This is a genomic window from Anaerohalosphaeraceae bacterium, assembly GCA_035378985.1.
GTDB lineage: Bacteria > Planctomycetota > Phycisphaerae > Sedimentisphaerales > Anaerohalosphaeraceae > JAHDQI01.
The window spans coordinates 166225-192329 of record DAOSUR010000003.1 but is presented as its reverse complement, the minus strand read 5'-3'; the positions used below and the strand labels follow the sequence as shown (position 1 = coordinate 192329).

The window sequence follows — 26105 nt, the reverse complement described above, 5'->3', positions numbered from 1 at the left end:
ACGTAAGATGCGGCGGACATTTTCCACCTTTTTATTGTCAAAGAGCTGAAACCGGCTACAATAGAAGTTTGTATTTCCTATTTCTATTGAGGTTTTCGATGAGAATTATAGCAGGTTCACGACGGGGAATGCGGCTTTTCTCTCCGGTGGGAAACAATACAAGACCCATCACCGATCGCGTCAAGGAATCCATCTTCAATATTATGATGAAGTGGGACCTGCCTGCAGATGCCGTGGTGGCCGACCTTTTCTGCGGGACCGGCTCGTTCGGATTAGAGGCCCTCAGCCGGGGGGCGAAGTGGGTGACTTTTATAGAGAAGGACCGCAGAACTGTGGAGATTCTGGATAGAAATATCGCAAAAGCCGGCTTTCTCAAATCCTCCCGCACGATTTGCTACAACGTACTGAAAATCGGAGCGGCGGTTCAGGAGGAAATGTATGATTTGGTTTTCGTGGATCCGCCGTATGAGATGAGCAGGAATTGTGATATGGCCAGTGACGTTTACAGCCTGATGAAACAAATCAATCTGCAGGTCAAGGATGGTGCCATTGTCATTCTGCGAACGCATTTGCGTTCGGTTGTTCTTGAACTTTATGGACAGCTCGAAATGATTGACAAACGAGAGTGGGGAAATATGAAAGTTGCTTTCTTCCGGAAGCAGACGCGGGAAAAACTTCTGGAGGATTTAGAAAAAAGCTTTTAAATCTTATTTCAGTCAGGGATTTCATTCTGCGGGGCCCAAACAATGCGAATCTTGCTGGTAGAAAGCCATGAAACCTTTGCCCATGTCGTAGTGAGTGCATTCCTGAAAGAACACGAAGTGGTGATTCGTTCGCTGGTGATGGATGCCCAGCATGAATTTGACATAGGCGGCTTTGATGTGGTTATGGTCGATTACGATTTAGCGGACTGCAAAGGCAGCGAACTGGTCAAATATATTCGAAAATCAGGATACGAAATCCCCATTATCGGAATCTCGGCAAAAGATGAAGCCAATGAACTGCTTTTGGCTGCGGGTGCCAGTGATGTCTGCAACAAGATGAATTTTGACCGGATTGGTCAGGTGCTGGCCAAACTGGGATTGCCTTCATAAAAAATCCGGACCGGCGATGGGTCAAACCGGCCCGGACCAGGCGAAACGAGGTAACGAGGCAGGGGAATTCTTGAACGAAGAAATCTGTACCCACATTACAAGTTCAAATCATGCAGCAAATCCCCCCGCTGGGTTGTTTAAAAGATAGGAAATAATTCTCCGAAAGGCAAATGGAGTATTATTCTTTCATCTCTGTTTCAGGGGGTTCGATGGCTTCCAGTTGACTTTCTGACTGGGGAATGGTCGAAGTTGGTTTGGTCTGGGAACAGCTTCGCAAAAGTCCCTTTATGTGTCCGATAGTCAGCTCTTTATATCCGCCGATTGGAATGCCTTTGATGCTTAGATTGCCGATTTTTATGCGTTTTAAGGATTTGACCTTAAATCCGAGCCGTGCGAAGGAGCGTCGAATTTGACGATTGAGCCCTTGTTTTATGGTTATTTCCAATGTTGTTTCAAAGTTGGTTCGACGAAGCACTTTGACAGCTGCGCCAGCCGTTTTCCCTTCCGCAAGCCAGACCCCTTTCTTTAGTTTTTCGATATGCTGGCTCTCCATTCTCCCATTTACTTCCACTTCATACGTTTTCGGGACTTTGAAACTCGGGTGGGTGAGCCGGTTGACCAGTTCTGTGTCATTGGTCAGCAGCAGGGCCCCTGTTGTGTCAGCGTCCAGCCGTCCGACACAGACAATCCGTTTGTTGCAGGGGATTAAATCGACGGCCTGGCGGCGTCCGAGCGGGTCATAATTCGTGCAGATGACATTTTTGGGCTTATTGAGGAGATAATAGCATTTTTCCGGCCGGCGGATTCGCTCCCCGTAAACCCGAATATCATCTTTTTCCGGGTCGGCAAATGCGGGCATCTGGTTGACAACCTGGCCGTTGACTGTGACGGCACCTTCGAGAATCAGGGCCTTGCATTTCCGGCGAGAATCGATGCCCGCCGCCGCCAGGATGCGCTGAAGACGCTGCTGGCCCGGTTTCGGCATCCCGGAGTGTACATTCGATGGTTGTCCTTTTTTCTTTCTCATTGAGCCGGTACTATACCATACCTGCCTTTGCGTTTCAATGAAGAGGTCTGCTGTTCCGAAAAACTCCGCTTTGCCCCCTTTTTTATTGACAGATTGTTCTGAAACGAGGATATTATCTTTTTTCTTTCTTCCCCCCATACGGGGTGGTGAGGCGGTAAAAAACATTTGGATAAGGAGTCTTAGGCATGGCTGTACGAGCCGGACAAAGCAATGCGATGAAAATCGCCTTGGTAACGTTTGTGGTTCTGTTCCTGATTGCTGCCACTCTGGCTGTTATTTTTTACCTGCAAGCCGAAGAGTATCAAGGGGCTGAAGCAGCTGCCAGGGCCGACTTGGCCAAATTTGCCACACCCGCTGAGCAGAACGCTGTCGGCCGGATTGTCGGCAAATCGGAGTCCGGCAAGAGTTATCTGGGTACAATGAATGCTTTGTTTAATCAGCTGGTTCGAACCATTCTCGGAATTGAACCGGATGAAAATACGCCGGCCACCGTCAAATTGAATCTGATTGCAATGAAAATTACGGAACTGCAGGAGTCTTTGGGAGCGGACTTGAGCCCTGCGTACGGGCCGAACGGAATCGCTTTGCTCCAGGCCATTGCTAATCTGAAGAAGACTCTTGATTTGACTCGCCAGGAAATGGAGACCCTTCGGCAGCAGTATCAGCAGCTTCAAAATGATTTTACCATGGCCTCTCAGCAGGCCCTTATCCGGGAAGAAAAGCTTCGTCAGGAAGCATTGCTTTATCAGCAGAATGCCAATGAAATCCAGTCTCGCTATGATGAACTCAAAAAGATGATTGAAATGACGGCCGATCAGCAGATTCAGACGCTGCGGAATCGTTTGGAAGAAGAACAGGCCAAGCTTCGTCAAAAGCAGCTGGAAGCTACGGAACTTCAGGAAAAGCTTCAGCAAACCGAAACCGCTCTCCGAACCGCCATGGAGAAAATTGAAGGCATCAAGCCGCGTCCCAATGTTGCGGCGGCGGCTTTCAAGCCCGATGCAAAAATCCTGCAGATTGATTTCCAAAACGGCGTTCTTTACCTCAATGTAGGAATGGAGGATCATGTTTATCGCGGTTTGACTTTTGCGGTCTATGACCGCAATGCACCGCTGCCGGAGGACGGCCAAGGCAAGGCGGAGATTGAAGTCTTTCAGGTAAGCCCCAATGTTTCGGCGGCTCGTATCCTGCGTTCTTCGGTTAAAAATCCGATTGTTCTGGATGACATTGTAGCTAACCTGATTTGGGACGCCAAGACCAGCAATCGCTTCTATATATCTGGTGAATTTGACATCAACGGAGACGGGACTCCGGAAGCGGATGGAGCGGAGCGAATTCGAGAAATGATTTTGCGATGGGGGGGCACGCTGGAGGATGAAATTACGGTCAATACAGATTTCGTCGTTATGGGAGACTCGCCGCGTCGCCTTCCCAAACCGACTCAGACCGAACTGGAACTGAATCCGGCTGCTCAGCAGCGTTATGAGGAGGCGCAGGCACATGCGGCCCAGTACGCTGCAGTCCTTCAGAAGGCCGAACTGCTTTCCGTCCCTGTTTTTAATCTCAAGCAGTTTTATTATCTGCTCGGATACGAAACGCTGGCTTCAAAGAACTGAATCGGAACAAACGATTACTTTTGCCGGCTTTTCCAGAAAATCGGTTTGATTCCGATAGAGGCAACGTAAATATCCCCTGTTGCTTGTCTGCTTTCCGGACATTGGAGAAAGCCGCGTTTCAGGGCCGCAAAGGTGACAGTTCCTTTTGCCTCAATGCAGACAGGAAGCGGGATTCCCTCATCGCAGTCCAGACCGGAGGGGATGTCCACAGCCAGAATAGGTTTTTCGGCGGCATTGACGGCCGCTATCAGCTCGGCTGTATCTTCACTAAGTGTCCCTTCCAGACCGGTTCCCAGAAGCGCATCTACTATCCAGTCCGCTGTTTCCGTAAACGCCTTCACCTGCTTGTGGATTCTGGCATTCCGCTCAAGGGAGCGGATTTCGAGTCCCATTGCCTCGATAATCTCCAGATGCAGTTTTGCATCTGTTCCGAGCCGTTCAGGCCGGCCGCAAAGAATTACGGAGGTTATTACGCCCGAATTGGCCAGATGACGGGCGATAACGAAACCATCTCCGCCGTTGTTGCCCGACCCGCAAAAAATTACGACACGGGATGGAGGTTTTTTCTGCAGGTTTCTCAGCAGGCATTCTGCAACGCCTCGACCGGCATTTTCCATCAGGACGGCTCCGGGGATATGCATTTGTTCAATAGCCCAGCGGTCGAAAGCCCGGACTTCCTGACGGCTCATTACCCCCAATTCATTTGTATTGTTTCCATCCCAGTAATGAATCAGCATATTGCCGATTATAGCAGCTCTTTTTACGGATAGAAGTTCCTCTCTAAAATTATCTCTTTGCGAAAAAACGGTTGATAATTGTATCCAATCTGCTATAATGACGAACCGAGAAAAAAGAAAAAATGTGTGTAAGATATGTAAAAGAAAAGACTTAAGGGGCCATTGGGGCTCTGTGTCGGCGTGGAAAGGCAAAGACAAAGATGTTGACAAAGGAAATGAAGGGAAAAATTATCTCGGATTACAAGACAAACGAGAAAGACACAGGTTCACCGGAAGTGCAAATTGCCATTTTGACAGGCCGGATTAACGAACTTACTGAACACCTGAAAAATCATCCCAAAGACCACTCGTCACGGCGAGGGCTTTTGAAAATGGTTGGAACACGGTCTTCCTTGCTCAAATATATTCGGAACAAGGATATCAACCGGTATCGCACGATCATTTCCCGTCTGGGGCTCCGAAAGTAGGGCCCTATTCCTTTAAATACCTCATTTGGGCATGTTAGTTTTGTCCTTTTGAGAAAGTGGAGTTTGTAGATAGACAAGAAAAAGTTGGGTATTTGTTAGGATAAACCGAATGTTCTCAATACATCGAGTCGAAAAAATGATTGGCGGGAAGATGCTCTCGCTGGAGACCGGGCAAATCGCCCGCCAAGCTCATGGAGCAGTGGTTGCCCAAATTGGTCAAACAATGGTTTTATCTACCGTTGTTTCAGCGGAACAGCGTTCGGAGGATATTGACTATTTTCCTTTGAATGTGGAGTATCGGGAAAAATACAGTGCAGCCGGCCGGTTTCCGGGGGGATTCATCAAAAGAGAGGGAAGACCTACGACGAAGGAAATCCTGACCGCCCGGATGATTGACCGACCCATCCGACCTCTTTTTCCGGACGGGTATTTCAATGAGGTTCAGATTATTGCAACAGTTCTCAGTGCGGATCCTCTTTATGACCCGGATGTCTTGGCGATGATTGCCTCCAGTGCCGCTTTGGCTATCAGCAAGATTCCTTTTTTGGGTCCGGTTGGGGCCTGCCGGCTGAGCCGTGTGGACGGCAAATACATCTTTTTCCCCACGTATGATGAACGGGAAAAAAGTGATTTTAATTTGGTTTTGGCCGGCCGACGCGAAGCCGTCAATATGATCGAAGTCGATGCCAAACAGATTCCCGAAGAACAGGCTGCCGATGCAATTGCCCAGGCGCATCAGGTTGTCCGACAGGTGTGCGACCTGATTGATGAACTGGCTGCCCGATGCGGTCAGGAAAAGGAAATGACAGTATCCGAGCTTGATCCGCAGCTTGTAGCGGAGATTACGGAAAAGACCTCGACGGCTTATCGTCAGGCCTACCAGATTCACGGCAAGAGTGAGCGGAAGCTGGCTCTTGAGCAGATTGCCGAGCAGATTGTAGCGGAGTACGTGGTGCCTGAAAATGCTGAGCCCAGGGCGACGCTTCGGGACGTAAAGCGTATTCTCGAGAAGGTCCAGCGGACGGAGGTTCGCAAACTCCTTCTCGAAGGCAAACGTCCCGACGGGCGCCGGTTCACGGAGCTGCGTCCGATTTCCTGTCAGGTGGGTCTTCTGCCCCGTTCCCACGGTTCTGCGCTCTTTACCCGCGGGGAGACCCAGGCGTTGGTAACCTGCACGCTTGGTACAGGCCGGGATGAGCAGACGATTGACGGCCTGACGGAGGAATATGCCCAGAGTTTTATGCTGCATTACAATTTCCCGCCGTTTTGTGTGGGAGAAGTGCGTCCGGTTCGCGGTCCCAGCCGTCGCGAAATCGGGCATGGTGCCCTGGCGGAGAAGGCCCTCGAACAGGTCAAACCCAAAGAAGAAGATTTTCCCTATACCATTAAAATCGTTTCGGACATTACGGAGTCCAACGGTTCCAGTTCAATGGCCTCCGTTTGCGGAGGTACACTGGCTCTGATGGATGCGGGCGTTCCCATTCTGAAGCCGGTGGCGGGCATCTCCATTGGGCTGGTTACGGAAGGAAGCCGGTATGAACTGCTGACTGATATTATCGGGGACGAAGACCATTACGGCGATATGGATTTTAAGATTGCCGGCACGGATACGGGAATTACCGCCATTCAGCTGGATATCAAGGCCGAAGGACTTCCTCACGAGATTATGGTGGCGGCCATGGAGCGGGCTCGCCAGGCACGTCTGCAGATTCTGGAAATTATGAAGCAGACCATTGAGAAACCGCGTCCGGCTCTGAGTCCTTATGCCCCGAAGATTATTACCATTAAGATTGACCCGGAATACATCGGCAAAGTAATTGGTCCTTCCGGCAAGATGGTCAAGAGCATTCAGGAGCAGACGGGCTCTTTGATTGAAATTGAAGAAGACGGGACGATTTCCATCAGCTGTGTCGGCGGAGACGGGCATTTGGTCGCACGGGATATCATTGAAGCGATGACCACGCCGCCGCAGGTCGGGCGGATTTACCGGAATGCCAAAGTTGTGGCCGCCAAGGATTTCGGTGTGTTTGTGGAAATTACCCCGGGCGTGGAAGGACTATGTCATATCAGCGAATTGTCGGACGGATATGTCAAAAATGTCCAGGATGTCTGCAAGGTCGGTGATACCATTGATGTAAAACTGATTTCCATCGATGAACAGGGGCGTTTTAAGCTCAGTCGGAAAGCTGTCCTGCAGGAGAAGGGAATCAGCGAGAAGAAATAAATTCGGTGAAGTCCTGCCGCAGCGGGAAGGGGTGACAATGCACCTATGAACAGCGCGGCGGCAGAGTGGGCGAAATGACGAAAAAACCTCTTGGCGTTCGCAGAGGGAGGGATAAGGATGACAGGGACAGTGAAATGGTTTGATCCTGTCAAGGGATTTGGATTTATTTTCGGACCGGACGGGCAGGATGTATTTGTCCATTATACCGCTATCCTGCAGGAAGGATATCGGCGTCTGGTTCATGACCAGCTCGTGGAATATGAGTGGGTCCGGACTCCCAAGGGGCTTCAGGCTCGAAATGTCCGGGTGATTGGCGGACAACCCCCTAAAGGACACCTTCCGGCGCCCGAAAAGACTGCAGAGGAATCGACGCGGAAAAAAAGAAAAAAGTAGTTTTTCCGGATGCACGATGGGCAAAAAGCCGGTGATTTTGGTTGCCGATGAGGAGCGCCAGCATGTGGAGGTGCTGGAAGAGCTCTTTTTGGATTCCATTCAGGTCCTCTGGGTACAGACGACCCGGCAAGCCCTTGATGCTCTCCAAAATGAGGGGCTTTGTTTGGTGATTTGCGATTTGAACCTCAACGGGGGGACGGATGGTTTTGTTCTTCTGGAAGCGGTTAAGGTCCGTCGCGCTGCTGTTCCGGTTGTCATTACCTCTTCTTCTCCTACGATTGAGACTTGCAAACAGGCCATGCGGCGGGGGGCTTGGGATTATCTGGCTAAACCGGTGCCTCCTGAGCAGCTGCGGACTCTGGTCGAGCAGGCCGTCCCCGGTATCCTGCAGACAAAAGTAGTCGATGATTTTGTCTTCCCCGGCGTGCACAGCCGGAGCCCTCTGATGCAGAGTGTCTATCGCATCCTTCGCCGCGTTGCCCCCACGGATTTGAGTGTGCTGATTGAAGGGGAATCCGGTACAGGCAAGGAACTGACCGCGAGAGCTCTTCACGAAAATTCGCGTCGGAAGGACGGACCTTTCTGTCCGATCAATTGTGCAGGTCTGGCAGAGACGCTTCTGGAAAGTGAACTTTTCGGTCATGTAAAAGGGGCTTTCACGGGGGCCACCGGCGACAGAAAGGGACTTTTCCAGATTGCCGACGGAGGAACACTTTTTCTGGACGAAATCGGGGATATGCCTCTGCCGATGCAGGCCAAGCTGCTGCGGGTTCTCGAGGATGGAATCATTTGTCCCGTCGGAGCCAGCCATTCTATTGTTGTGGATGTTCGGGTGATCAGTGCAACCAATCATGACCTGGCGGCACTGGTGGAGCAGAAAAAATTTCGTCAGGATTTGTATTTCCGCATCAAAGAGGCGGCTGTTACGCTTCCTCCTCTTCGAAAGCGTCCGCAGGACATCCCGGAACTGTTCGGGTATTTTCTCAAGGAGGCGTGTGAAGACACCGGACGGGATATTCACCTGATTACGGAACCGGCTATGCGGGCGCTGATGGCTTATTCCTGGCCGGGGAATATCCGTCAGTTGAGAAATGTCGTGCGGACAATGGTTGTGATGTGTGAGAAAGATATCCTGGATTTGCAGGATTTACCGCCGGAAATTTCCCGTCTCAAACAGCTGGAAGCTCCTTCGCCGACTTCATATACAGATGAAGGAGGTCTGGTGGAGTTGGACAAAAAAGAGAAAGAGCCGATTGTTTTGAATGCTTTTTCGGCTGGAGCTGCCGAAGGCGGCGACTCGTTTTTCAGGGAGATGGCGGGCAAATCACTGGAGGAGGTCGAACGCGAACACATCCGGCGAACGCTCGAAATGACCGGACATAATCGCGCTGAAGCGGCGCGTATCCTGAAAATCGGAGAGCGCACGCTTTACCGAAAAATCAAGGAGTACAATCTATAAATCCCGTTCGACGGCTTGAGCGACTTTTCTGAGTCGAACCATCAGTTGAGTCAGCACTTCCGGTGTGATCGATTGGGCTCCATCCGAGATTGCATGTTCAGGGTCGGGATGACACTCGATAAGCAGACCGTCAGCACCTGCGGCAACGGCGGCTAAACACATCGAGGGGACCATGTATGCATGGCCTGTCCCATGGGAAGGATCAATGACAATCGGCAGGTGGGTTCGCTCCCGCAGGGCGGGAATAATCGCCAGCGGCAGTGTGTTGCGAACATAGGTTTCAAACGTGCGGATACCTCGTTCACAAAGAATCACATTGGGATTGCCGGCATTGATAATATACTCTGCGGCCAGGAGAAACTCATCCAGTGTGGCGCTCATTCCTCGTTTGAGCAAAACCGGTTTTTTCGTTTGGCCAATCGCTTCCAGCAGCGGATAATGCTGCATATTTCGAGCGCCGATTTGCAGAACATCGGCCACCGGAAGAATCTCTTCGATTTGTTCCAAACCGACCACTTCCGTGACGATGGCTAAACCGGTTTCCTCTCTGGCTTCTGCAAGGAATTCCAGCCCCTTTTTGCCGAGCCCCTGGTGGCTGTAGGGGCTGGTGCGGGGCTTGAAGGCGCCTCCGCGAAAGCCGATACATCCGGCTGCGGCGGCCTGACGGGCGGTCTGGAGAACCTGTTCTCGACTTTCTACGGCGCAGGGACCCGCGATGACGCCGATTTTGGTTCCCCCGATAGGAAATTGTTTTGGACCAATGGAGATAACGGTGCGTTCTTTTTTGACTTCGAGAGAAGCCATTTTATAGGGGGCCAGAATCGGAACAATCTTTTCCACCATCGGTGCGTTTTCGATGGCTCCCTTGTCCACAGCCCGTTTATCGCCCAGACAGGCAATCACGGTTCGGTCCGTTCCGTAAATAATATGTTCTTTCAGACCGTACTCGCGGATTAATTTGACAACGTGCTGAATATGGGCCTCAGCGGCCCCTGGCTTCATTACAACAATCATATTGTTTTTCTTTCCGGAAACATAATCTCGTAAGAAAAAAAGAAATCTAACATCTGCAGAAAGTTTTTTCAAGAAAGCAAAAGGGTTAGAAAGATTTTGACCCTGACATCTCGGCAGGATAGAATCCTGAGACAAAAGAGCGGGGTTACTGTGAAACTTTTACTGTTAGCAGATTTGCATAACAGAGTCGATGGGCTGGAACGCATCGCGGGGGGCCATGATGCTGTACTTTTGGCGGGGGATATCGCCAATTTCGGCGGATTGGAGCAGGTCCGTCGGATATTATCTGTTCTGGAGGAGCATTGCCCGGTGATCTTAGGTGTTTCGGGAAATTGTGACCCTTCGGGCGTTGCCGAGTTGCTGGAAGACAGGGGGGCGCTTCTGGATGGAAAAGTTGTGGAGCATCAGAATCTTTGTTTTGCCGGAATAAGCGGAACAGAACCCGCCGCATTTAATCGGGAAAAAGAATATCCGAATTCTCCTTTTCGAAAAGCTCTCCAAAAAATAAAACCTGCTTCGAAGCCGAGCTTGCCCTTAGTATTTGTTTCCCATCAGCCCGCATTCAATACATCTGTGGACAGGTTTGCGCAAGGTCAGCATACGGGAAGCCGTGCGATACGGGTTTTTATCGAAGAAACGGAGCCGATTCTTGCTGTCTCGGGTCATATTCACGAAGCCGTATCTCAAGACAAAATCGGCAGAACAATTCTTGTAAATCCCGGCCCCTTTAAGAATGGGTTTTACGCAACCGCTGAAATAAACGGGACTTGTGTAGATATCCGGTTTAAATCTCTTTAGAGAATGTGCTCTTTTTTTTTTATTTTTAATAAAAATCTAATGTGCATAAGAACAAAAACTAAATAAGAACATATACTATTTAGTAAAAAATTATAAAATCGATGTCCAAAGAGACTGTGAAAACAATTGAGGAAAGGCTGAAAGAGTTCGAAACCCTCTGCCGGTCAAAAGGGTTAAAAATCACCCCGCAGCGTTTGGGGGTTTTCAGGGTATTGCTCGAATCCAAAGAACACCCGACAGCCGAAGAGGTTTATCGGCAGGTTCGAAGAGAGATGCCGAGCATTTCTCTGGATACGGTTAACCGTACACTCAATACTCTGCTCCAAATCGGGGCGGCTTTTCTGGTTGAAGGCACCGGCCAGCCGAAACGCTATGACGGCGGGCTGGAAGACCACCAGCACTTTCGGTGTCTGCGGTGCGGCACCATCATCGATTTTCAGTATGAACCATTTGAGACAATTGAAATTCCGTCCTGTTTGGCGGATCAATGTACCGTTTTACGAAAAAGCGTTTATTTTGAAGGCATTTGTAAGCGTTGTTTGGAACAAAAGGAACAGTTAGAAGAAGGGAGAAGTGCAGTATGTCAGTAAAAGGAACCAAGACGGAAAAGAATTTGCTGACGGCCTTTGCCGGAGAATCTCAGGCCCGCAATCGGTATACGTATTTTGCTGGTCAGGCTAAAAAGGAAGGGTATGAGCAGATAGCCGCCATCTTTATGGAAACAGCTGAACAGGAAAAAGAACATGCCAAACGGCTGTTCAAATTTCTGGAAGGCGGTGAGGTGGAGATTTGCGCTGCTTTTCCGGCGGGTGTAATAGGGACCACTGAACAAAATCTGGCAGAAGCAGCACACGGTGAAAACTACGAAACAACCGTGATGTATCCGGAATTTGCAAAAGTAGCGGAACAGGAGGGGTTTAAGGAGATTGCCGGTGTATTCCGCAGGATAGCGGTTGCAGAGGCCAGACATCGCGATCGATATCTGGCTTTACAGGCAAACATTAAAGAAGGAAAGGTATTCAAGCGGCCTAAGCCGCAGCGCTGGGTATGCAGGAACTGCGGATATGTTCACGAAGGGCTTGAAGCCCCGGGAACCTGTCCGGCCTGTGCGCATCCGCAGGCCTTTTTTGAATTGGAAGCGGTCAATTATTAATTGTTGAAATAACCAAGCCGGAGGGGACGGTTTGCCTTTCAGGAACGTTCCGGCCGACTGACAGACCTGCAGCCGGTCGGACTTCCTGAAGGGATGGATAAGAACATGAGAAAAATTGGCATAGCTGTTTTTTTGATTGTTTTGTTCGGATCCGGTTGCAAAACGGAAAGGGATAATACTATGCAGGAACGAAAAGGGCTGATTGCATTCAAAGGGGCTCCCTTGACGCTGGTGGGCAGAGAATTGAAAGTGAATGACCCGCTGCCGGATGTGGTTTTGACGGCACCGGATTTATCGGATGTCAGACTTTCTGATTTTCGCGGCAAGACGCTGATTCTTTCGACCGTTCCTTCTCTGGATACCGGCATCTGTGATTTACAGACGCGTCGGTTCAATGAAGAAGCCAAAAAACTGCAGGACAAAGCCGTCGTTTTGACGGTGAGTATGGATTTGCCGTTTGCCCAGAAACGATGGTGCGGTGCAGCCGGTGCCGAGCACGTTCGTGTTGCATCCGACTACAAAGAGGCGGCGTTTGGGAAAGCGACCGGTTTGCTGATAAAAGAACTGCACTTGCTGGCCCGTTCTGTTATGATTGCCGACAAAAATGGAAAAATCGTCTATATCCAGCTGGTGCCTGAAGTGGCGACCGAGCCGGATTATGATGCGGTACTGAATGCGTTGTCTATGATGCGATAAGATGTTTTGCTTTTCAGGAGAAATCCGATGAACACTCTGGCTGAACGTGTGTATGCCGTGGGGGTCCAGCATTGGGACCGCCGGCTTTTTGATGAATTGATTCCGCTTCCGGATGGAACCAGCTACAACGCCTATCTGATTAAAGGCAGCCAGAAAACCGCTTTGCTGGATACGGTTGATCCGGCCAAAACCTCTGAGCTGATTGACCATTTGGTTCAGACAGGGATTGAAAAGCTGGATTACATCGTCAGCCATCACGCCGAACAGGACCATTCCGGCAGCATTCCGGATGTGCTGCTGATGTATCCGGAAGCCAAGGTGGTGACCAACCCAAAGTGCAAGTCGATGCTGATGGACCATCTGCGGCTTGAGGAAGAGCAATTTATAACCGTCGACGACGGGCAGGAGCTGTCGTTGGGCGACAAGACCCTTCGGTTTATCTATACCCCGTGGGTTCACTGGCCGGAGACGATGTGTACGTGGCTGCCGGAGGACCGGATTTTATTCAGCTGCGATTTTTTTGGTTCTCATCAGGCGACAAGCCGACTTTTTGTCGAAGACGAACCGGCTGTTTATGAAGCGGCTAAACGCTACTATGCCGAGATTATGATGCCGTTCCGTTCGGCTATTCGGGGCAATCTGAAAAAGATTGAATCGCTCGACATTCGTCTGATTGCGCCAAGCCACGGACCGGTTTATCCCAAGCCGTCCTTTATTATGGATGCTTATCGCGACTGGATCAGCGATGATGTCAAGAATGAAGTGGTGCTCGCCTTTGTATCGATGCATGACAGCACCCGTCGGATGGCGGAGTATTTTACGGAGGCCCTGGCATCCAGAAATATCCGGGTGCAGCAGTTTAATGTTGTCGGGGGGGATGTCGGAAAGCTGGCGATTTCTCTGGTGAATGCTGCGACAGTGGTTCTGGCAACGCCGACCGTTCTGACGGGACCTCATCCCCAGGCAGCTTATGCGGCGATGCTGGTTAATGCCTTGCGGCCGAAAACCCGGTTTCTCGGTTTGATTGGTTCCTACGGCTGGGCCGGCAAAATGCCCGAACAGATGACCTCGCTTCTGAGTGGGCTGAAGGCGGAAATGCTGCCGCCGGTCATTGCCAAGGGATATCCGACGGAAGCCGTCTTTGCCGCCCTCGATGAACTGGCCCAGACCATTCTGGAACGCCACCGCCAGGCTGGGCTGTGCCAATAAACCAAAAACAAAAACAACAGATTGCAAAAAAAACAGACCGCAGTAAAATACAGGCGGTTTTGAGCGGTCTGAAGAAACGAAACATAAGCAAAAGGGGAGATGGTTATGATTTCCAAGGCAATTGAAAAGGCCTTTAATGAACAGCTGGCCGCGGAAACCTATTCAGCCTACCTGTATTGGTCGATGTCAGCTGCCCTGGAGGAGATGCAGCTGCCTGGTTTTGCTCACTGGATGCGGGCCCAGGCCCAGGAAGAAATGACCCATGCAATGAAGTTTTATCATCACATTGTGGAGCGGGGCGGCCGGGTCAAACTGGGGGCGATTGCTGCTCCCCCAACCGACTGGGAGTCTCCGCTGAAGATGTTTGAAGAGGTTCTCAAGCATGAACGGCATGTGACAGCTTTGATTCATAAACTGGTAGAAACGGCTGCCCAGGAGAAAGATTATGCCGCCGGCGTGTTTCTCCAGTGGTTTGTCAGCGAACAGGTGGAAGAGGAAGCCGCTGCGGAACTTGTTTTGGCGAAAATCAAAATGGTTCAGGACAGCAAAGGCGGCTTGTATATGCTTGATAAGGAAATGGGACAGCGTGGTGCGGGAGACTAAAATTATGGCCATCACTTTTAATGCCGACGAGATTTTTGAAATTGCAGAACGAATTGAGAACAATGCCGCCCGTTTTTATCGGGAAGCAGCCGGCAAGGCCGCCAAACCTGATTTGAAAAAGATGCTGCTGGACCTGGCGGTTATGGAAGAGGGGCACGAAAAGACCTTCGCGCTGATGCGGAAAGATTTGTCGCCTTCAGAAAAAGATACGGCTGTCTATGACCCGGACGGCGAGGCGGCTCAATACCTCAAGACGATGGCGGATTTTCACGGTACGGAAGGCAAGGCCGGACCGATGGAAAAACTGACCGGAAAAGAGTCGATGGCTGAGCTGCTCAAAATTGCTATCAATGCTGAAAAGGATTCCATCGCTTTTTATGTCGGCATTAAGGGTCTGGTGCCGACCAAATCCGGCAAAGACAAGATTGAGAAAATTATTGTGGAGGAGATGTCCCACGTCACGGCACTGGGAGCAAAACTCCAGTCTTTGTAGCAGGACGGTTTGAAATCTGCAGCGGCAGGGAGGCAAGAGACACCCGATGACCCCGCAGGCCCGACAGTCTTGGCTCCGCAAGCAGCCGGTGATGCGAAAAGTGCTGCTGGCGCTGGTGCCCTGTCTGCTGGGCGGATGGTATTATTTCGGTTTTCGGATTGTCGCGATGGCGGCCTTCTGCTGCGTGTGGGGGTTTTTTCTAGAATGGCTTTTCTGCCGCCGCCGAAACGAGCCGGTCAGCGAAGCCGTGTTTGTAACAGCCATCCTGTTTGTCCTGATTATGCCGCCGACCGTGGGCTGGCATGTGCTGGCCGTCGGAATGGCCTTTGCCGTTATTTTCAGCAAGGAGGTTTTCGGCGGATTCGGAAGGAATTTCTTCAATCCGGCGATGGCCGGATGCTGTTTCGTCTATATCTGCTTTCCTGTAGCGATGACGGGCATCTGGTCGCCGCCGGCTCAGGGGCCGCTTGGGGCCTTGCTGCAATGGTCAACCGCTGTCGGGCCGGACGGCGTATCGGCCGTCACGAGTGCCACCCCGATGGCTCATAAAAAAGCCGGCAGGATTCAGCTGGGGACCTGGACCGAGCCGGCGGGAGATATTCCTTTTCTTATTGATGAAAAACAGACCGTGACCGTCTCCAAATGGACGGTATTCAAAAGATTTTTCTTCGGGCGAATCGGCGGTTCGGCGGGCGCAACCAGCGCCTTGCTGATTCTGATAGGGGGAGTGTACCTTTTTATCACCAAAACAGCCAGCCGGACTATTATTCTTTCAGTAGTCGGCTCTTATGCTGTCCTGAACGAAATTCTCTACCGGCTGGGAGTTCAGCCGGTGCCCGGGGCGATGATGGCCGTTCTCGGAGGCGGGTTTCTGCTCGGTGCCTTTTTTATGGCGACAGACCCCGTCACTTCTCCGCGTACGGAACCGGCCAAAATTATCTATGGGATTCTCATCGGGACCTGCACGCTGGTGATTCGGAATTTTTCTATTTTTAACGGCGGTCTGATGTTTGCCGTTCTGCTGGGCAATATGTTTGCTCCGATTCTGGATGTGGCGGTTAATGCCTGGCAGCAGCACCGCAAAGCGGTTCAGGAGGCGGCTGTATGAATTCCCGCTCTTTCTATGCAGTCGGCTATATGTTCCTGGTTACGGCGTTCTTCAGTACGCTGATTATCGGATTTGCCCGAGGCACGCAGACCCGTGTTCTGGCCAATGAGCGTCTGGCTTTTGAAAAGGCGGTTTTGACGGCTTTCGGAACTTTTTCCTATGACACGGATGCAGAGGTCAATCGGCTGTTTCAGGAGCATTTTGCGCAGAGCCCGGAATATGGAAAGGCCTGGGTATATAAAAAAGACAGCGGGCTTGCCGGTTTTGCTCTGCCGTTTGAAGGGAAAGGGTTCTGGGCTCCCATTAAGGGAGTTGCTGCCGTCTCTGCGGACGGTCGAACGCTGCAGGGGCTGGCTTTTTATGAGGTCAACGAGACGCCGGGGTTGGGAGCCCGGATTGTCGAGCCGTTTTTCCGCCGTCAGTTCGAGGGGCTGCGGCTTCGCTCGGAGGGGCTGCTGCTGGAGCTGAAGCCGGAAGGGACGGTTTTGTCGGAGGGGCAGGTGCACGCCATCAGCGGAGCCACACAGACCTGTGTGCGTCTGGAGGCGATTCTGAATGAGCAGCTGAAAGATTGGCTGGATACGATGCGCAGGGAGGGGCGATTGTGAAGACGGCATCTGTCAAACCCATGCAGGAGATCATTCGCGACGGGCTCTGGAAGGATAATCCTATCTTTCGACAGATTCTGGGGATTTGCAGTACACTGGCTGTTACCAATCTGGTGCTGAATACGTTTGTGATGTGTACGGCTCTGACGCTCGTGACAGCCTTAAGCTGCTGGACGGTTTCTCTGCTGCGCAGCTGGACCCCCCGGAATATCCGGATGATGGTGCAGACGCTGATTATCGCCTTTTATGTGATTATAGTGGATGTGGTTCTGAAGGCCTATTGGCCGGATATGAGCCGCAGTCTGGGCCCGTATGTAGGGCTGATTATCACCAACTGCATCGTGATGGGCCGCTGCGAGGCCTTTGCCGGTTCGAATCCGCCGGGCCCGGCTTTCTGGGACGGTTTTTTTAATGGGTTGGGGTATTCCGCTGTGCTGCTTGTGATTGCGGTTATTCGGGAAGGGCTGGGGATGGGGACCTTCTGCGGCTGGCCGCTGCCGTATTTCTCCACGCATTGGGATAAATGGATTATTATGGTGATGCCGCCGGGCGGATTTTTTGTGCTGGCCTGTGTTATCTGGGCCTGCCGGTCGATTCGGCCCAGGGAGGGGAAGCCGTGAATACACTGGGTGCAGAACTTTGGCAGGCGGTTGTGGTTTGTTTTGCCGCTGTCTTTACCAACAACATTTTGCTGACGACATTTTTGGGGATGTGCCCGTTTACGTCGGTATCCCGCGAAGTGCGGACGGCCGCCGGACTGGGCGGGGCGGTCGTCTTTGTGATGACGTTTACCTGTCTGCTGAACTGGATGGCCTATCACTGGATTCTGGTTCCGCTGGGGCTGGAGTTTTTCCGGTTTATTCTGTTTATTATCATCATTGCGGCGTTTGTGCAGGTAGTTGAGATGATTCTGGACCGGTTTTCTCCGCGGCTCTATCAGAATCTGGGCATCTTTCTGCCGCTGATTACGGTGAACTGTGCGATTCTGGGCGCCTCGCTCTTTATGGTCATCCGCGAGTATTCCCTGATTGTGACCGTCGGATACGGTTTCGGAAGCGGATTGGGCTGGCTTCTGGCCATCCTGGCCATGGCGGGGATTCGCCAGCGGTTTAATGAGTCCCGGGTGCCGGCGGGGCTTCAGGGACCGGGTATTACTCTGATTATCGCCGGACTGATGGTGCTGGCTTTTATCGGATTTACGGGAGTGCTGTCCTGATGGTGCTTGAGATTATTCGAGATGTTCTGGCGGTCAGTTCTGCGGCGGCGTTTTTGACGCTGATTCTGGTGCTTTGTGAAGGGCTGATTTTAAACTATGGTCCCTGCGAAGTGACCCTCAACGGCTCCCGCAAAGAGACGGTTCAGGGCGGAAAATCTCTTTTGTCTTCTCTGCAGGAAAAGAAGATTTTTATTCCAAGCGCCTGCGGCGGACGGGGCACCTGCGGTGTGTGCAAAGTGAAGGTCCTTGAGGGCGGCGGGCCGTTCCTGCCGACGGAAACGCCGCTTTTGACCCAACAGGAGCAGCAAGCCGGCGTCCGGCTGTCTTGTCAGGTCAAGGTGCGCGGACCGCTGGCGATTGAAATTCCGGAGGAGCTTTTCCGGGTGCGTCAGTATCAGGCCCGATGCAGCCGAATCGAAGACTTGACCTATGATATGAAGCGGTTTACCTTTGAACTGACCGAACCGGAGACGATTTCATTTACGGCCGGACAATATGTTCAGCTTCGCTGTCCCCCCTATAAAGGCAGCCGGGAGGAAGTGATGCGGGCGTATTCCATCGCCTCCGATCCGCTTGACAGCCGACGGATTGATTTGATTATCCGCCGTGTTCCGAAAGGCATCTGCACCACTTGGTGCTTTGACTATCTTCGCCAGGGGGATCCTGTTTCGTTCACCGGACCTTTCGGGGATTTTTATCTTCGGGATACGCAGACGCCGAAACTGTTTATCGCCGGCGGCAGCGGCATTGCACCGTTTGTTTCCATCCTCTGGCAGATGAAACATGCCAATGACGGCCGTCAGACGGTTTTCTTTTTCGGAGGAAACCGCACGGAGGATTTGTGTCTGCTGGATGAAATGAAGGCATTTGAACAGACCCTGCCGAATTTTCGTTTTGTGCCGGTCGTGGCCAAGCCGGCCCCTGAAAGTCGATGGTCCGGTCAGACGGGGCTGGTGACCGAAGCGGTTCAGCGCAGTTTTGAGCGGCTGGACGGCTGGGAGGGGTATCTGTGCGGCGGCCCCGGGATGATTGAAGCGGCCATGCGGGTCCTCCGGCAGATGGGGATACCCGATGAGAAGATTTATTATGATAAATTTGCATAGAGAAACGGTATGAAACGTTCGCCTTCGGACATTCGATTGGAAAAACTGCTCCGAAGCTCCAAGTTCGTCGCCGGCGGGTTTATGGGGGATGACCCGCGCACGCCGGAGGAAGTGATTCGGGAGGATGCCGCCTGCCTGGAACGGCTGGGCAAAACAGCGGCCCAGATTGCCGAGCGAATGCGAAGACTGACGGAAGCCGCATCCGCCGCTTTGGGCAATCCCGTTCAGCTGGAGGGAAAATTTGACGTCCGCTGTGAAGAATGGAAGGGGGGGCTGATCTGTCCGTGGCCGCATCCGGGCCGTTTTCCCAAGCGGCTGACCGTCTGCCGACGCTTCGATACGGGACGCGAGATTGTTTGGTCGGATTTGAATATCCACCTGATTGAGGCCCACGGGTTTTTTGAAGGAAAGGGGGCTTCTTATCGTTTGGAGCCGGAGGACCTGGTACGGGTTCTCTTTGAGTAAAACGGTTTTTGGATTCGAAAGGATGTTTACGATGAAAAAGTATCGCTGTCTGATGTGCGGGTATATTTATGACCCGAAAAAGGGAGATCCGGAAAACGGGGTCCAGCCCGGTACGGCTTTTGAAGACCTGCCGGAAGACTGGGTTTGCCCGGAATGCGGCGCCGGAAAAGAGGAATTTGAAGAAGTCCGCTGATGACAGGGTATTGAGAAAAGCCCTAAGAAATGTTCTTGGGGCTTTTTTCTTTGAAACAGCCTGGGGAAGCGGCGAATGGAAAAAATTGTTCCCAAACTTCAGGAAAGCGGCCCTATTTTCTGCGTGGAAACCGCCGCCGGTCCATCCTCCGTTGTCGTCTTTGGGGCCTCCGGAGACCTGGCCCATCGAAAGCTGTATCCGAGTCTGTATGCCCTTTTTTCCTCCGGCCTGATGAGTCAGTCCTTTTATCTGCTCGGCTGCGGACGGACGCCGATGACCGATGAGTCGTTTCGGGCGGGGATTGAGAAAAATCTCCCGGCGGAAACAGCCGGAAAGGTTTCTTCAAAAGCGGCTTTTCTGGAACGGTGTTTTTATGCAGCGGGGGATTATCAGTCCAAAGACCTTTATGAAACAATTCGGCGGCGTATGACAGATCTGGACAGCCGCTTCAGCATCGAGGGGGTTCGTTTGTTTTATCTGGCGGTGCCGCCGACGGTGGTTAAACCAATCGTTGAACGGCTGGCGGAAACCAAACTGGCTTGTCCGGTCTCTACAGGACGCTTTCAGCAGGTACGGCTGGTTTTGGAGAAGCCGTTTGGAACGGATACGGCCTCCGCAGCGGACCTGGAGCGGGCCCTGCATCGCTGTTTTCATGAATCCCAAATCTATCGTCTGGATCATTATCTCGGTAAAGATACGGTCCAGAATATACTGGTCTTTCGGTTTGCCAACAGTCTGTTTGAGCCCATTTGGAACCGAAATTATATCGACCATGTCCAGATTACAATCGCTGAATCGATCGGCGTAGAACATCGAGGGGGCTATTATGACCAGACGGGGGCCTTGCGGGATATGTTTCAAAACCACATGCTCCAGATTCTGTCTCTGGTTGCGATGGAACCCCCCAGTTCTCTGAGTGCGGAGGCCGTTCGGGATGAAAAGGCCAAGGTGTTGCGCTCGATTGCTCCTTTATCTGCGGACCCTTTGAATCCTTCTGTGGTCCGAGCTCAATACGGCCCTGGAGAAGTTGACGGCAAAGCTGTCTGTGGGTATCGGCAGGAGAAAGGCATCCGGCCGGACTCCATAACGGAGACGTTTGCGGCGGCTCGAATCCTGATTGAGAATTGGCGTTGGAACGGGGTTCCTTTTTATTTGCGCACGGGCAAGCGTCTTCCGCGAAAGCTGACGGAGGTTGTTGTCTGTTTCAAGTCTGTTCCCCATACTCTTTTTCCGCAGTTTGAGCGAGAGATACTGCCTGCCAATAGTCTCCGTTTTCAGATTCAGCCGGAAGAGGGGATTTTCCTGCAATTGCAGGCCAAAAGGCCCGGAGCGAAGTTGTCTCTTGCAACCCTCGAGATGGCCGTAGATTATCGGCAAATCTTCGGATTCCGGATGCCGGAGGCCTATCAGCAGCTTCTTTTAGATTGCCTTGTAGGTGACCAGACACTCTTTACGCGGCATGATTCTATTCTCCTTGCCTGGAAACTTCTCGAGCCGGTTTTAGATAGATGGAATAACTCAAAAGAAAATAATATATTCATTTATCCCTCCGGAACATCTTCAATCCTTCCTGCTGATGAGCTTATTCAAAAAACCGGTCATTTTTGGAATCCATTGTGATTTTAAGTCTCTTTATAACAATATATTATCTCTAAATGTGAAAAAATCAAAAATATTGTGATTAAAATAGCATAAACTCTTGACATTTTTTGAGTCTATTTTATATTTGTTTTAAATAATGGGACACAAAGAATTATAAAAAGGCATTAGAAGGAAAATAAAAAAGGAAAAGGGGAAGTTAATGGTGAACAGAAAATGTATAATTAGATTGTCGCGATACAAAAGCGCCCTCCAGCGGCTGAAGGCCTTAGGGTTTGTAAAAGTTTTTTCAGGCAACCTGGCGGATGCGGCAGGGGTGACTTCTTCCCAGGTTCGGAAGGACTTTTCACTTTTTGGAATTACGGGGAATCGTCGAGGCGGCTACAGTGTGGATGAGCTGATTTCCAAGATTCTTGAAATTCTCGGCAAAAATGAACTCCAGCGGGTGGTTTTGGTGGGGGCCGGCAATATCGGAACCGCCCTGATGCGATACAAGGGATTCGAGTCAGGGGGAATCAAAATAACTGCCGCATTTGATATCGACCCGGAGAAAATTCACCGGGATTCTGACCCGCCCATCCTGCCCTTGGAAGAGTTTGCGGACTACGTGAAAAAAAACTCGATTCGTGTGGCGATTCTTGCTGTGCCGGATGTGGCGGCTCATCACGTTTCTGAACTAATGATTCGTTCCGGAATTATGGGGATTCTGAATTTCGCGCCGATTCAGCTACGGGGAGCTGAGAAAGTCATTATTAACAATATTAATCTTGAAGTCGAGCTGGAAAACCTGATTTACTTTGTCAATGCGATGCAGAAAACCGGACAGATTGAATGAAAATCAAAACCCTCAAAAATCGCCTGCTGTTCTCTTTTCTGACGGTCAATCTCGTCTTGGCGGTCAGCGTATTTTGTCTTGGATATTGGGTGATTCAGCAGCAGCTTTTTGAGCGAACACAAAAACAGGTCAATCATTATTTGGACAGTGCCCGTCTGTTTTATGCGAGCGAAATAGAAAATATCGGGACTCGGATGAAACTGGTTTCTTATAATCAAGACCTTGAGACTTTGCGAAAAAGTCTTGATCTTGATTATCTTTTCCGCTTGTCATCGGATAACGCCCGAATTGCTGCAAGCCGAATTGTCCAGAAAGTTTTTGAGAGCAGAGTCCCCATGGGGGGGACGAGATTGGTTGGTCCGGAAGAATTAGCCCGAATGCCGGAGGCGGTTCGGCAACGAGCGCGGATTCCGATTAAAGGTTCATCAAAAGAGGAGTTTACAGAAGGCGGAATCGTCAAGGAATATGCCTTGCCCCTTTTAGGGCCGGATGGCCAAATCGAATCTGTGATTTACGGCGGACGTCTGGTGAATCAGGATTATATATTTGTGGATAAACTTCGGCTTCTTGTTTTCGGGGAGGAACAATATCGCGGAAAACCGGTGGGGACTGTAACCATTTTTCAGGACGGTATTCGGATTGCTACGAACGTTTTGGACAAAGAGGGCCGGCGTGCCGTTGGTACGCACGTTTCGCAGGCTGTTTATGACAGCGTCATTCGGGAAGGAAGACGCTGGCATGACCGGGCCGAGGTCGTGGGCAACTGGTACCGTTCCGCCTATGAACCGATTCGCGATATTGATGGGAACATAATTGGAATTCTGTATGTCGGAATTCTGGAGGAGCAGCTGACCGATATTGCCGCCAAGATTTTGGTGCTGTTTTTGCTGGCAGTTGCGGCCGCTCTTCTGCTGGCGGGCATTGTAGCTTTTGTTCTGACAGGGTCCATCCTGCACCCGATTACTTTGCTGCTGGAGGCAACTCGCAAATTGGCCAAAGGAGAATGGGGACACGAAGTGCCGGCCCAGACTTCTGTCGAAGAGCTTGACCAGCTGGCCAAGTCCTTCAATGAAATGAGTGCCCAGCTGAGGCACCGGGAACTGTCTTTGAAAATCAGCAATGAAAAGCTGGCGGAACTGAACAAAAGTTATCTGGATTTAATCGGTTTTGTGGCCCACGAATTAAAAGGAATGCTGGCTTCCGCGGTTATTAACGCCTATTCGCTGCGGGACGGCCTTCTGGGGATGCTGAATTTTAAGCAGAAGCGAGCCATTGATTCGATCTGCCGAAATCTGGATTATCTCGATGCTACGGTCAAGAAGTTCCTGAACTTAAGCCGAATAGAGCGGGAAAAACTGGAAATCAACAAACAGCCGATTTGCCTTCGGAAAGATATTGTGGATATATCCGTACATATTTTCTCCAAATTGATTGAAGACAAACAAATGACCGTTGTGAACCGGATTGACCCCGCTTTGCGGGTCAATGCCGATCCGGACCTCCTTCAGATTGTTGCGAACAATTTAATTAATAATGCCGCCAAATATGGTGCAGAAGGGGGACGAATTGAACTTTCGGCTCGCCTTTTGGACGGACGGGTTGAGGTGGAGGTTTATAACGACGGTCGGCCGATTCAGCCGAATGAATTGCCGCTGCTTTTCAAAAAATTCTCCCGTCTGGATAATCCGGACAAGAAAAAGGTCAAAGGAACCGGTCTTGGATTGTACATAACCAAACAGATTATCGAAGCCCACGGCGGCCAAATTCGAGTCGAACCGCGGGCGGCAGGAAATGCGTTTATTTTTCAGATTGAAAGGGAATAACTTTGGTTACACCGATGGATTTGATCAGAAAAAAACGGGCCGAAGCGGTCAATCGAATCATCAGCAAAGGGTATCTGTCCACCAAGCGCGTTTATGTCGGGATGGCTACCTGCGAAATCGCCGCCGGCTCCAAGGAAGTGATGGCGGTCTTTCAGGATGCGATCGCCAAAGGATTAACCGATGTATATCTGAGCCAGAAGGGATGTGCAGGCCGATGCAATCTGGAGCCCACGGTAGAGGTGGTTGAGGAAGGCAAGATTCCCGTCAAATACGGTCTGGTAACCCCTGAACGAGCCCGCGAAATCATCGAGCGGCATCTGAAAAAGGGAGAAGTAATTCAGGAATGGGTGATTTAGGGAAAGGGACCTGTTGTGGCAGACAAGCAATATAAACTGACTTTTTGCGACGGCTCCGGATGCCTGAAAAATCATGCGAGAGAGTTTCGTCAGCTTTTTGAGGAAGAACTTCGGCGGCATCAGATTCAGCAGAATGTCCAAATTCATCTGAGCGGCTGCTTAGGGATGTGCACGAAAGGGCCCATCCTCATTGTGAATCCGGGTTATATTCTGTATGGAAACCTCCGTTCCGAAGACGCACCGGAGATTGTTCAGGAACATCTAATCAACGGCAAGCCGGTTTCCCGCCTGATTATTCAGGAGGACCATTTATACAATCGCTTTTTCCGGATCTTCGGGGATTCGGAGTTTTTCGGCCGTCAGATGCGGATTGCGCTGCGCAACTGCGGCGTCATTGACCCGGAAAAGATTGATGACTATCTGGCGATGCGGGGGTACGAGGCCCTGGCAAAAGTGCTAACGGAGATGACGCCGCAGCAGGTGATTGAAGAGGTCAAGAAAAGCGGCCTGCGCGGACGCGGCGGTGCGGGATTCCCTACAGGACTCAAATGGGAATACACCGCCAAACAGTCCGACCCTGAAAAATATGTCATTTGCAACGCCGATGAAGGTGACCCCGGGGCCTTTATGGACCGCAGCGCGATTGAAGGAGACCCGCATACGGTGCTGGAAGGGATGATTATCGGCGGTTATGCAATCGGGTCCCGTCAGGGGATTATTTATATCCGTGCTGAATATCCGCTGGCTGTTCAGCGTTTGAAAAAGGCGATTGAAGATGCCCGGCGGGAAGGATTTCTCGGCGAGCGAATTCTCGGAACGGACTTTTCCTTCGATATTCGGATTTGCCTGGGAGCCGGCGCCTTTGTCTGCGGAGAAGAGACGGCTCTGATTCACTCGATAGAAGGGGCCCGCGGTATGCCTCGTCCGCGCCCGCCGTATCCGTCTGTCAGCGGCTTGTTCGGCAAGCCGACGTTAATTAACAACGTCGAAACGTGGGCGAATATTCCGGTGATTATTATTGACGGGGCCGATTGGTTCAGCCGCATCGGCACGGCAACCAGTAAGGGTACCAAGGTCTTTGCGCTGGCCGGCAAGGTTCGCAATACGGGACTGGTGGAAGTTCCGATGGGGACGACGCTGCGGGATATTATTTTCGGAATCGGCGGCGGCATCCCCAACGGCAAAAAATTCAAGGCCGTTCAGACGGGCGGTCCGAGCGGCGGATGCCTCCCGGAAAAGTATCTGGATACACAGATTGATTATGAATCCCTTGCAAAGGCCGGTTCGATTATGGGCTCCGGCGGGATGATTGTGATTGATGAAGATTCCTGCATGGTTCGAATGGCCCGGTTCTTTGTCGAGTTCACTCAGGATGAATCCTGCGGAAAATGCACCCCGTGCCGGGAGGGAACCAAGCGGATGCTCGAAATCCTGACCCGAATCACCCGCGGGCAGGGCAAACCCGGGGATATCGAAAAACTGGAGCGGCTGGGCACGATGATTCAGAAGGCCTCGCTGTGCGGACTTGGCCAGTCTGCCCCCAATCCGGTGCTCAGCACCATTCGAAACTTCCGGGAGGAGTACGAAGAGCATATTCATCAGAAAAAATGCCGTGCACACGAATGCACCGCACTCCTGTCTTTTGTAGTACAGGACAATTGTGTCGGCTGCGGTGCCTGCAAACGGGTCTGTCCGGTCAATGCCGTATCCGGAAATCGAAAGGAAAAACACAGCATCAATCCGAATCTCTGCATCAAATGCGGACAATGCTATGATGCATGCAAGTTTAACGCCATTGCCAAAGTGTGAGGAATCC

27 protein-coding genes and 1 pseudogene are annotated in these 26105 nt (G+C 51.3%); 25 read left to right on the top strand and 3 right to left on the bottom strand.

Going from position 1 to position 26105, the window contains the following annotated elements:
- The first annotated feature begins 98 nt into the window (after positions 1–98).
- Positions 99–704 (top strand): 16S rRNA (guanine(966)-N(2))-methyltransferase RsmD, encoded by a 606-nt coding sequence (rsmD, locus tag PKY88_04305; protein HOQ04415.1) that lies wholly within the window; start codon positions 99–101, stop codon positions 702–704.
- 42 nt (positions 705–746) lie between these two features.
- The gene (locus PKY88_04300) at positions 747–1094 is read left to right on the top strand and encodes a response regulator (GenBank protein HOQ04414.1); all 348 of its coding nucleotides are present in this window, start codon (positions 747–749) and stop codon (positions 1092–1094) included.
- A 178-nt stretch (positions 1095–1272) separates the two neighbouring features.
- Here the strand turns inward: PKY88_04300 and PKY88_04295 are convergent, their stop codons facing one another.
- Positions 1273–2079, bottom strand: a complete 807-nt coding sequence (locus tag PKY88_04295) for a pseudouridine synthase (GenBank protein ID HOQ04413.1) — start codon at positions 2077–2079, stop codon at positions 1273–1275.
- Positions 2080–2306: 227 nt separating this feature from the next.
- Here PKY88_04295 and PKY88_04290 point away from each other — a divergent pair, with 227 nt between their 5' ends.
- Positions 2307–3737 carry a hypothetical protein gene (locus PKY88_04290; GenBank protein HOQ04412.1) on the top strand — a complete coding sequence of 477 codons (1431 nt, stop codon included), beginning with the start codon at positions 2307–2309 and terminating at the stop codon, positions 3735–3737.
- Positions 3738–3751: 14 nt separating this feature from the next.
- On the opposite strand, the gene PKY88_04285 is transcribed toward PKY88_04290, so the two are convergent.
- Positions 3752–4474: an NAD(P)H-hydrate epimerase gene (locus PKY88_04285; GenBank protein ID HOQ04411.1), complete on the bottom strand. Its 723-nt coding sequence runs from the start codon at positions 4472–4474 to the stop codon at positions 3752–3754.
- 200 nt (positions 4475–4674) lie between these two features.
- Here PKY88_04285 and rpsO point away from each other — a divergent pair, with 200 nt between their 5' ends.
- The 4 genes and pseudogenes from rpsO to PKY88_04265 all read left to right on the top strand — a co-directional run bounded on the left by rpsO (position 4675) and on the right by PKY88_04265 (position 9017).
- Positions 4675–4941, top strand: a complete 267-nt coding sequence (gene rpsO, locus PKY88_04280; GenBank protein ID HOQ04410.1) for a 30S ribosomal protein S15 — start codon at positions 4675–4677, stop codon at positions 4939–4941.
- Between the two features lie 109 nt (positions 4942–5050).
- Positions 5051–7165: a polyribonucleotide nucleotidyltransferase gene (gene pnp, locus PKY88_04275; protein HOQ04409.1), complete on the top strand. Its 2115-nt coding sequence runs from the start codon at positions 5051–5053 to the stop codon at positions 7163–7165.
- A gap of 117 nt (positions 7166–7282) precedes the next feature.
- Positions 7283–7477: pseudogene (locus tag PKY88_04270) on the top strand (cold-shock protein).
- Between the two features lie 97 nt (positions 7478–7574).
- Positions 7575–9017: a sigma-54 dependent transcriptional regulator gene (locus PKY88_04265; protein HOQ04408.1), complete on the top strand. Its 1443-nt coding sequence runs from the start codon at positions 7575–7577 to the stop codon at positions 9015–9017.
- Here PKY88_04265 and aroF read toward each other — a convergent pair.
- Positions 9012–10031 (bottom strand): 3-deoxy-7-phosphoheptulonate synthase, encoded by a 1020-nt coding sequence (aroF, locus tag PKY88_04260; protein HOQ04407.1) that lies wholly within the window; start codon positions 10029–10031, stop codon positions 9012–9014. The two genes, PKY88_04265 and aroF, sit on opposite strands and share 6 nt — an antisense overlap.
- 914 nt (positions 10032–10945) lie before the next feature.
- Here aroF and PKY88_04255 point away from each other — a divergent pair.
- The 18 genes from PKY88_04255 (at position 10946) to nuoF (ending at position 26098) form a co-directional block, all read left to right on the top strand.
- Entirely contained in the window at positions 10946–11419 is a 474-nt protein-coding gene (locus PKY88_04255) for a transcriptional repressor (GenBank protein ID HOQ04406.1), read from the top strand.
- On the top strand, positions 11410–11982 hold the full coding sequence (locus PKY88_04250; GenBank protein HOQ04405.1) for a rubrerythrin family protein: 573 nt from the start codon (positions 11410–11412) through the stop codon (positions 11980–11982). Before PKY88_04255 ends, PKY88_04250 begins: the two co-directional genes overlap by 10 nt.
- 180 nt (positions 11983–12162) lie before the next feature.
- Positions 12163–12678, top strand: a complete 516-nt coding sequence (tpx, locus tag PKY88_04245; protein ID HOQ04404.1) for a thiol peroxidase — start codon at positions 12163–12165, stop codon at positions 12676–12678.
- Positions 12679–12705: 27 nt separating this feature from the next.
- Complete coding sequence (locus PKY88_04240; GenBank protein ID HOQ04403.1) at positions 12706–13887, top strand: FprA family A-type flavoprotein; 1182 nt, start codon at positions 12706–12708, stop codon at positions 13885–13887.
- Between the two features lie 105 nt (positions 13888–13992).
- Positions 13993–14490, top strand: coding sequence for a ferritin (locus PKY88_04235; GenBank protein ID HOQ04402.1), 498 nt, complete (start codon positions 13993–13995; stop codon positions 14488–14490).
- A gap of 4 nt (positions 14491–14494) precedes the next feature.
- On the top strand, positions 14495–14983 hold the full coding sequence (locus PKY88_04230; protein HOQ04401.1) for a ferritin family protein: 489 nt from the start codon (positions 14495–14497) through the stop codon (positions 14981–14983).
- Between the two features lie 46 nt (positions 14984–15029).
- A complete protein-coding gene (locus PKY88_04225) occupies positions 15030–16091 on the top strand; it encodes an RnfABCDGE type electron transport complex subunit D (GenBank protein ID HOQ04400.1) in 1062 nt (353 codons plus the stop codon).
- Entirely contained in the window at positions 16088–16699 is a 612-nt protein-coding gene (locus tag PKY88_04220) for an FMN-binding protein (GenBank protein HOQ04399.1), read from the top strand. Before PKY88_04225 ends, PKY88_04220 begins: the two co-directional genes overlap by 4 nt.
- Positions 16696–17319: an Rnf-Nqr domain containing protein gene (locus PKY88_04215; protein HOQ04398.1), complete on the top strand. Its 624-nt coding sequence runs from the start codon at positions 16696–16698 to the stop codon at positions 17317–17319. The genes PKY88_04220 and PKY88_04215 overlap by 4 nt, the downstream gene beginning before the upstream one ends.
- Positions 17316–17915 carry an Rnf-Nqr domain containing protein gene (locus PKY88_04210; GenBank protein HOQ04397.1) on the top strand — a complete coding sequence of 200 codons (600 nt, stop codon included), beginning with the start codon at positions 17316–17318 and terminating at the stop codon, positions 17913–17915. Before PKY88_04215 ends, PKY88_04210 begins: the two co-directional genes overlap by 4 nt.
- Positions 17915–19018 carry a 2Fe-2S iron-sulfur cluster binding domain-containing protein gene (locus PKY88_04205; GenBank protein ID HOQ04396.1) on the top strand — a complete coding sequence of 368 codons (1104 nt, stop codon included), beginning with the start codon at positions 17915–17917 and terminating at the stop codon, positions 19016–19018. Before PKY88_04210 ends, PKY88_04205 begins: the two co-directional genes overlap by 1 nt.
- Before the next feature lie 9 nt (positions 19019–19027).
- Entirely contained in the window at positions 19028–19483 is a 456-nt protein-coding gene (locus tag PKY88_04200; protein HOQ04395.1) for a hypothetical protein, read from the top strand.
- 31 nt (positions 19484–19514) lie between these two features.
- Entirely contained in the window at positions 19515–19676 is a 162-nt protein-coding gene (locus PKY88_04195) for a rubredoxin (protein ID HOQ04394.1), read from the top strand.
- Between the two features lie 75 nt (positions 19677–19751).
- On the top strand, positions 19752–21296 hold the full coding sequence (gene zwf, locus PKY88_04190) for a glucose-6-phosphate dehydrogenase (GenBank protein HOQ04393.1): 1545 nt from the start codon (positions 19752–19754) through the stop codon (positions 21294–21296).
- Between the two features lie 181 nt (positions 21297–21477).
- Positions 21478–22110 carry a redox-sensing transcriptional repressor Rex gene (locus PKY88_04185; protein ID HOQ04392.1) on the top strand — a complete coding sequence of 211 codons (633 nt, stop codon included), beginning with the start codon at positions 21478–21480 and terminating at the stop codon, positions 22108–22110.
- Positions 22107–23933, top strand: coding sequence for a cache domain-containing protein (locus PKY88_04180; GenBank protein HOQ04391.1), 1827 nt, complete (start codon positions 22107–22109; stop codon positions 23931–23933). Before PKY88_04185 ends, PKY88_04180 begins: the two co-directional genes overlap by 4 nt.
- Before the next feature lie 2 nt (positions 23934–23935).
- Positions 23936–24289 carry a (2Fe-2S) ferredoxin domain-containing protein gene (locus PKY88_04175; protein HOQ04390.1) on the top strand — a complete coding sequence of 118 codons (354 nt, stop codon included), beginning with the start codon at positions 23936–23938 and terminating at the stop codon, positions 24287–24289.
- A 15-nt stretch (positions 24290–24304) separates the two neighbouring features.
- Positions 24305–26098: an NADH-quinone oxidoreductase subunit NuoF gene (gene nuoF / locus PKY88_04170; GenBank protein ID HOQ04389.1), complete on the top strand. Its 1794-nt coding sequence runs from the start codon at positions 24305–24307 to the stop codon at positions 26096–26098.
- Positions 26099–26105: the final 7 nt, after the last annotated feature.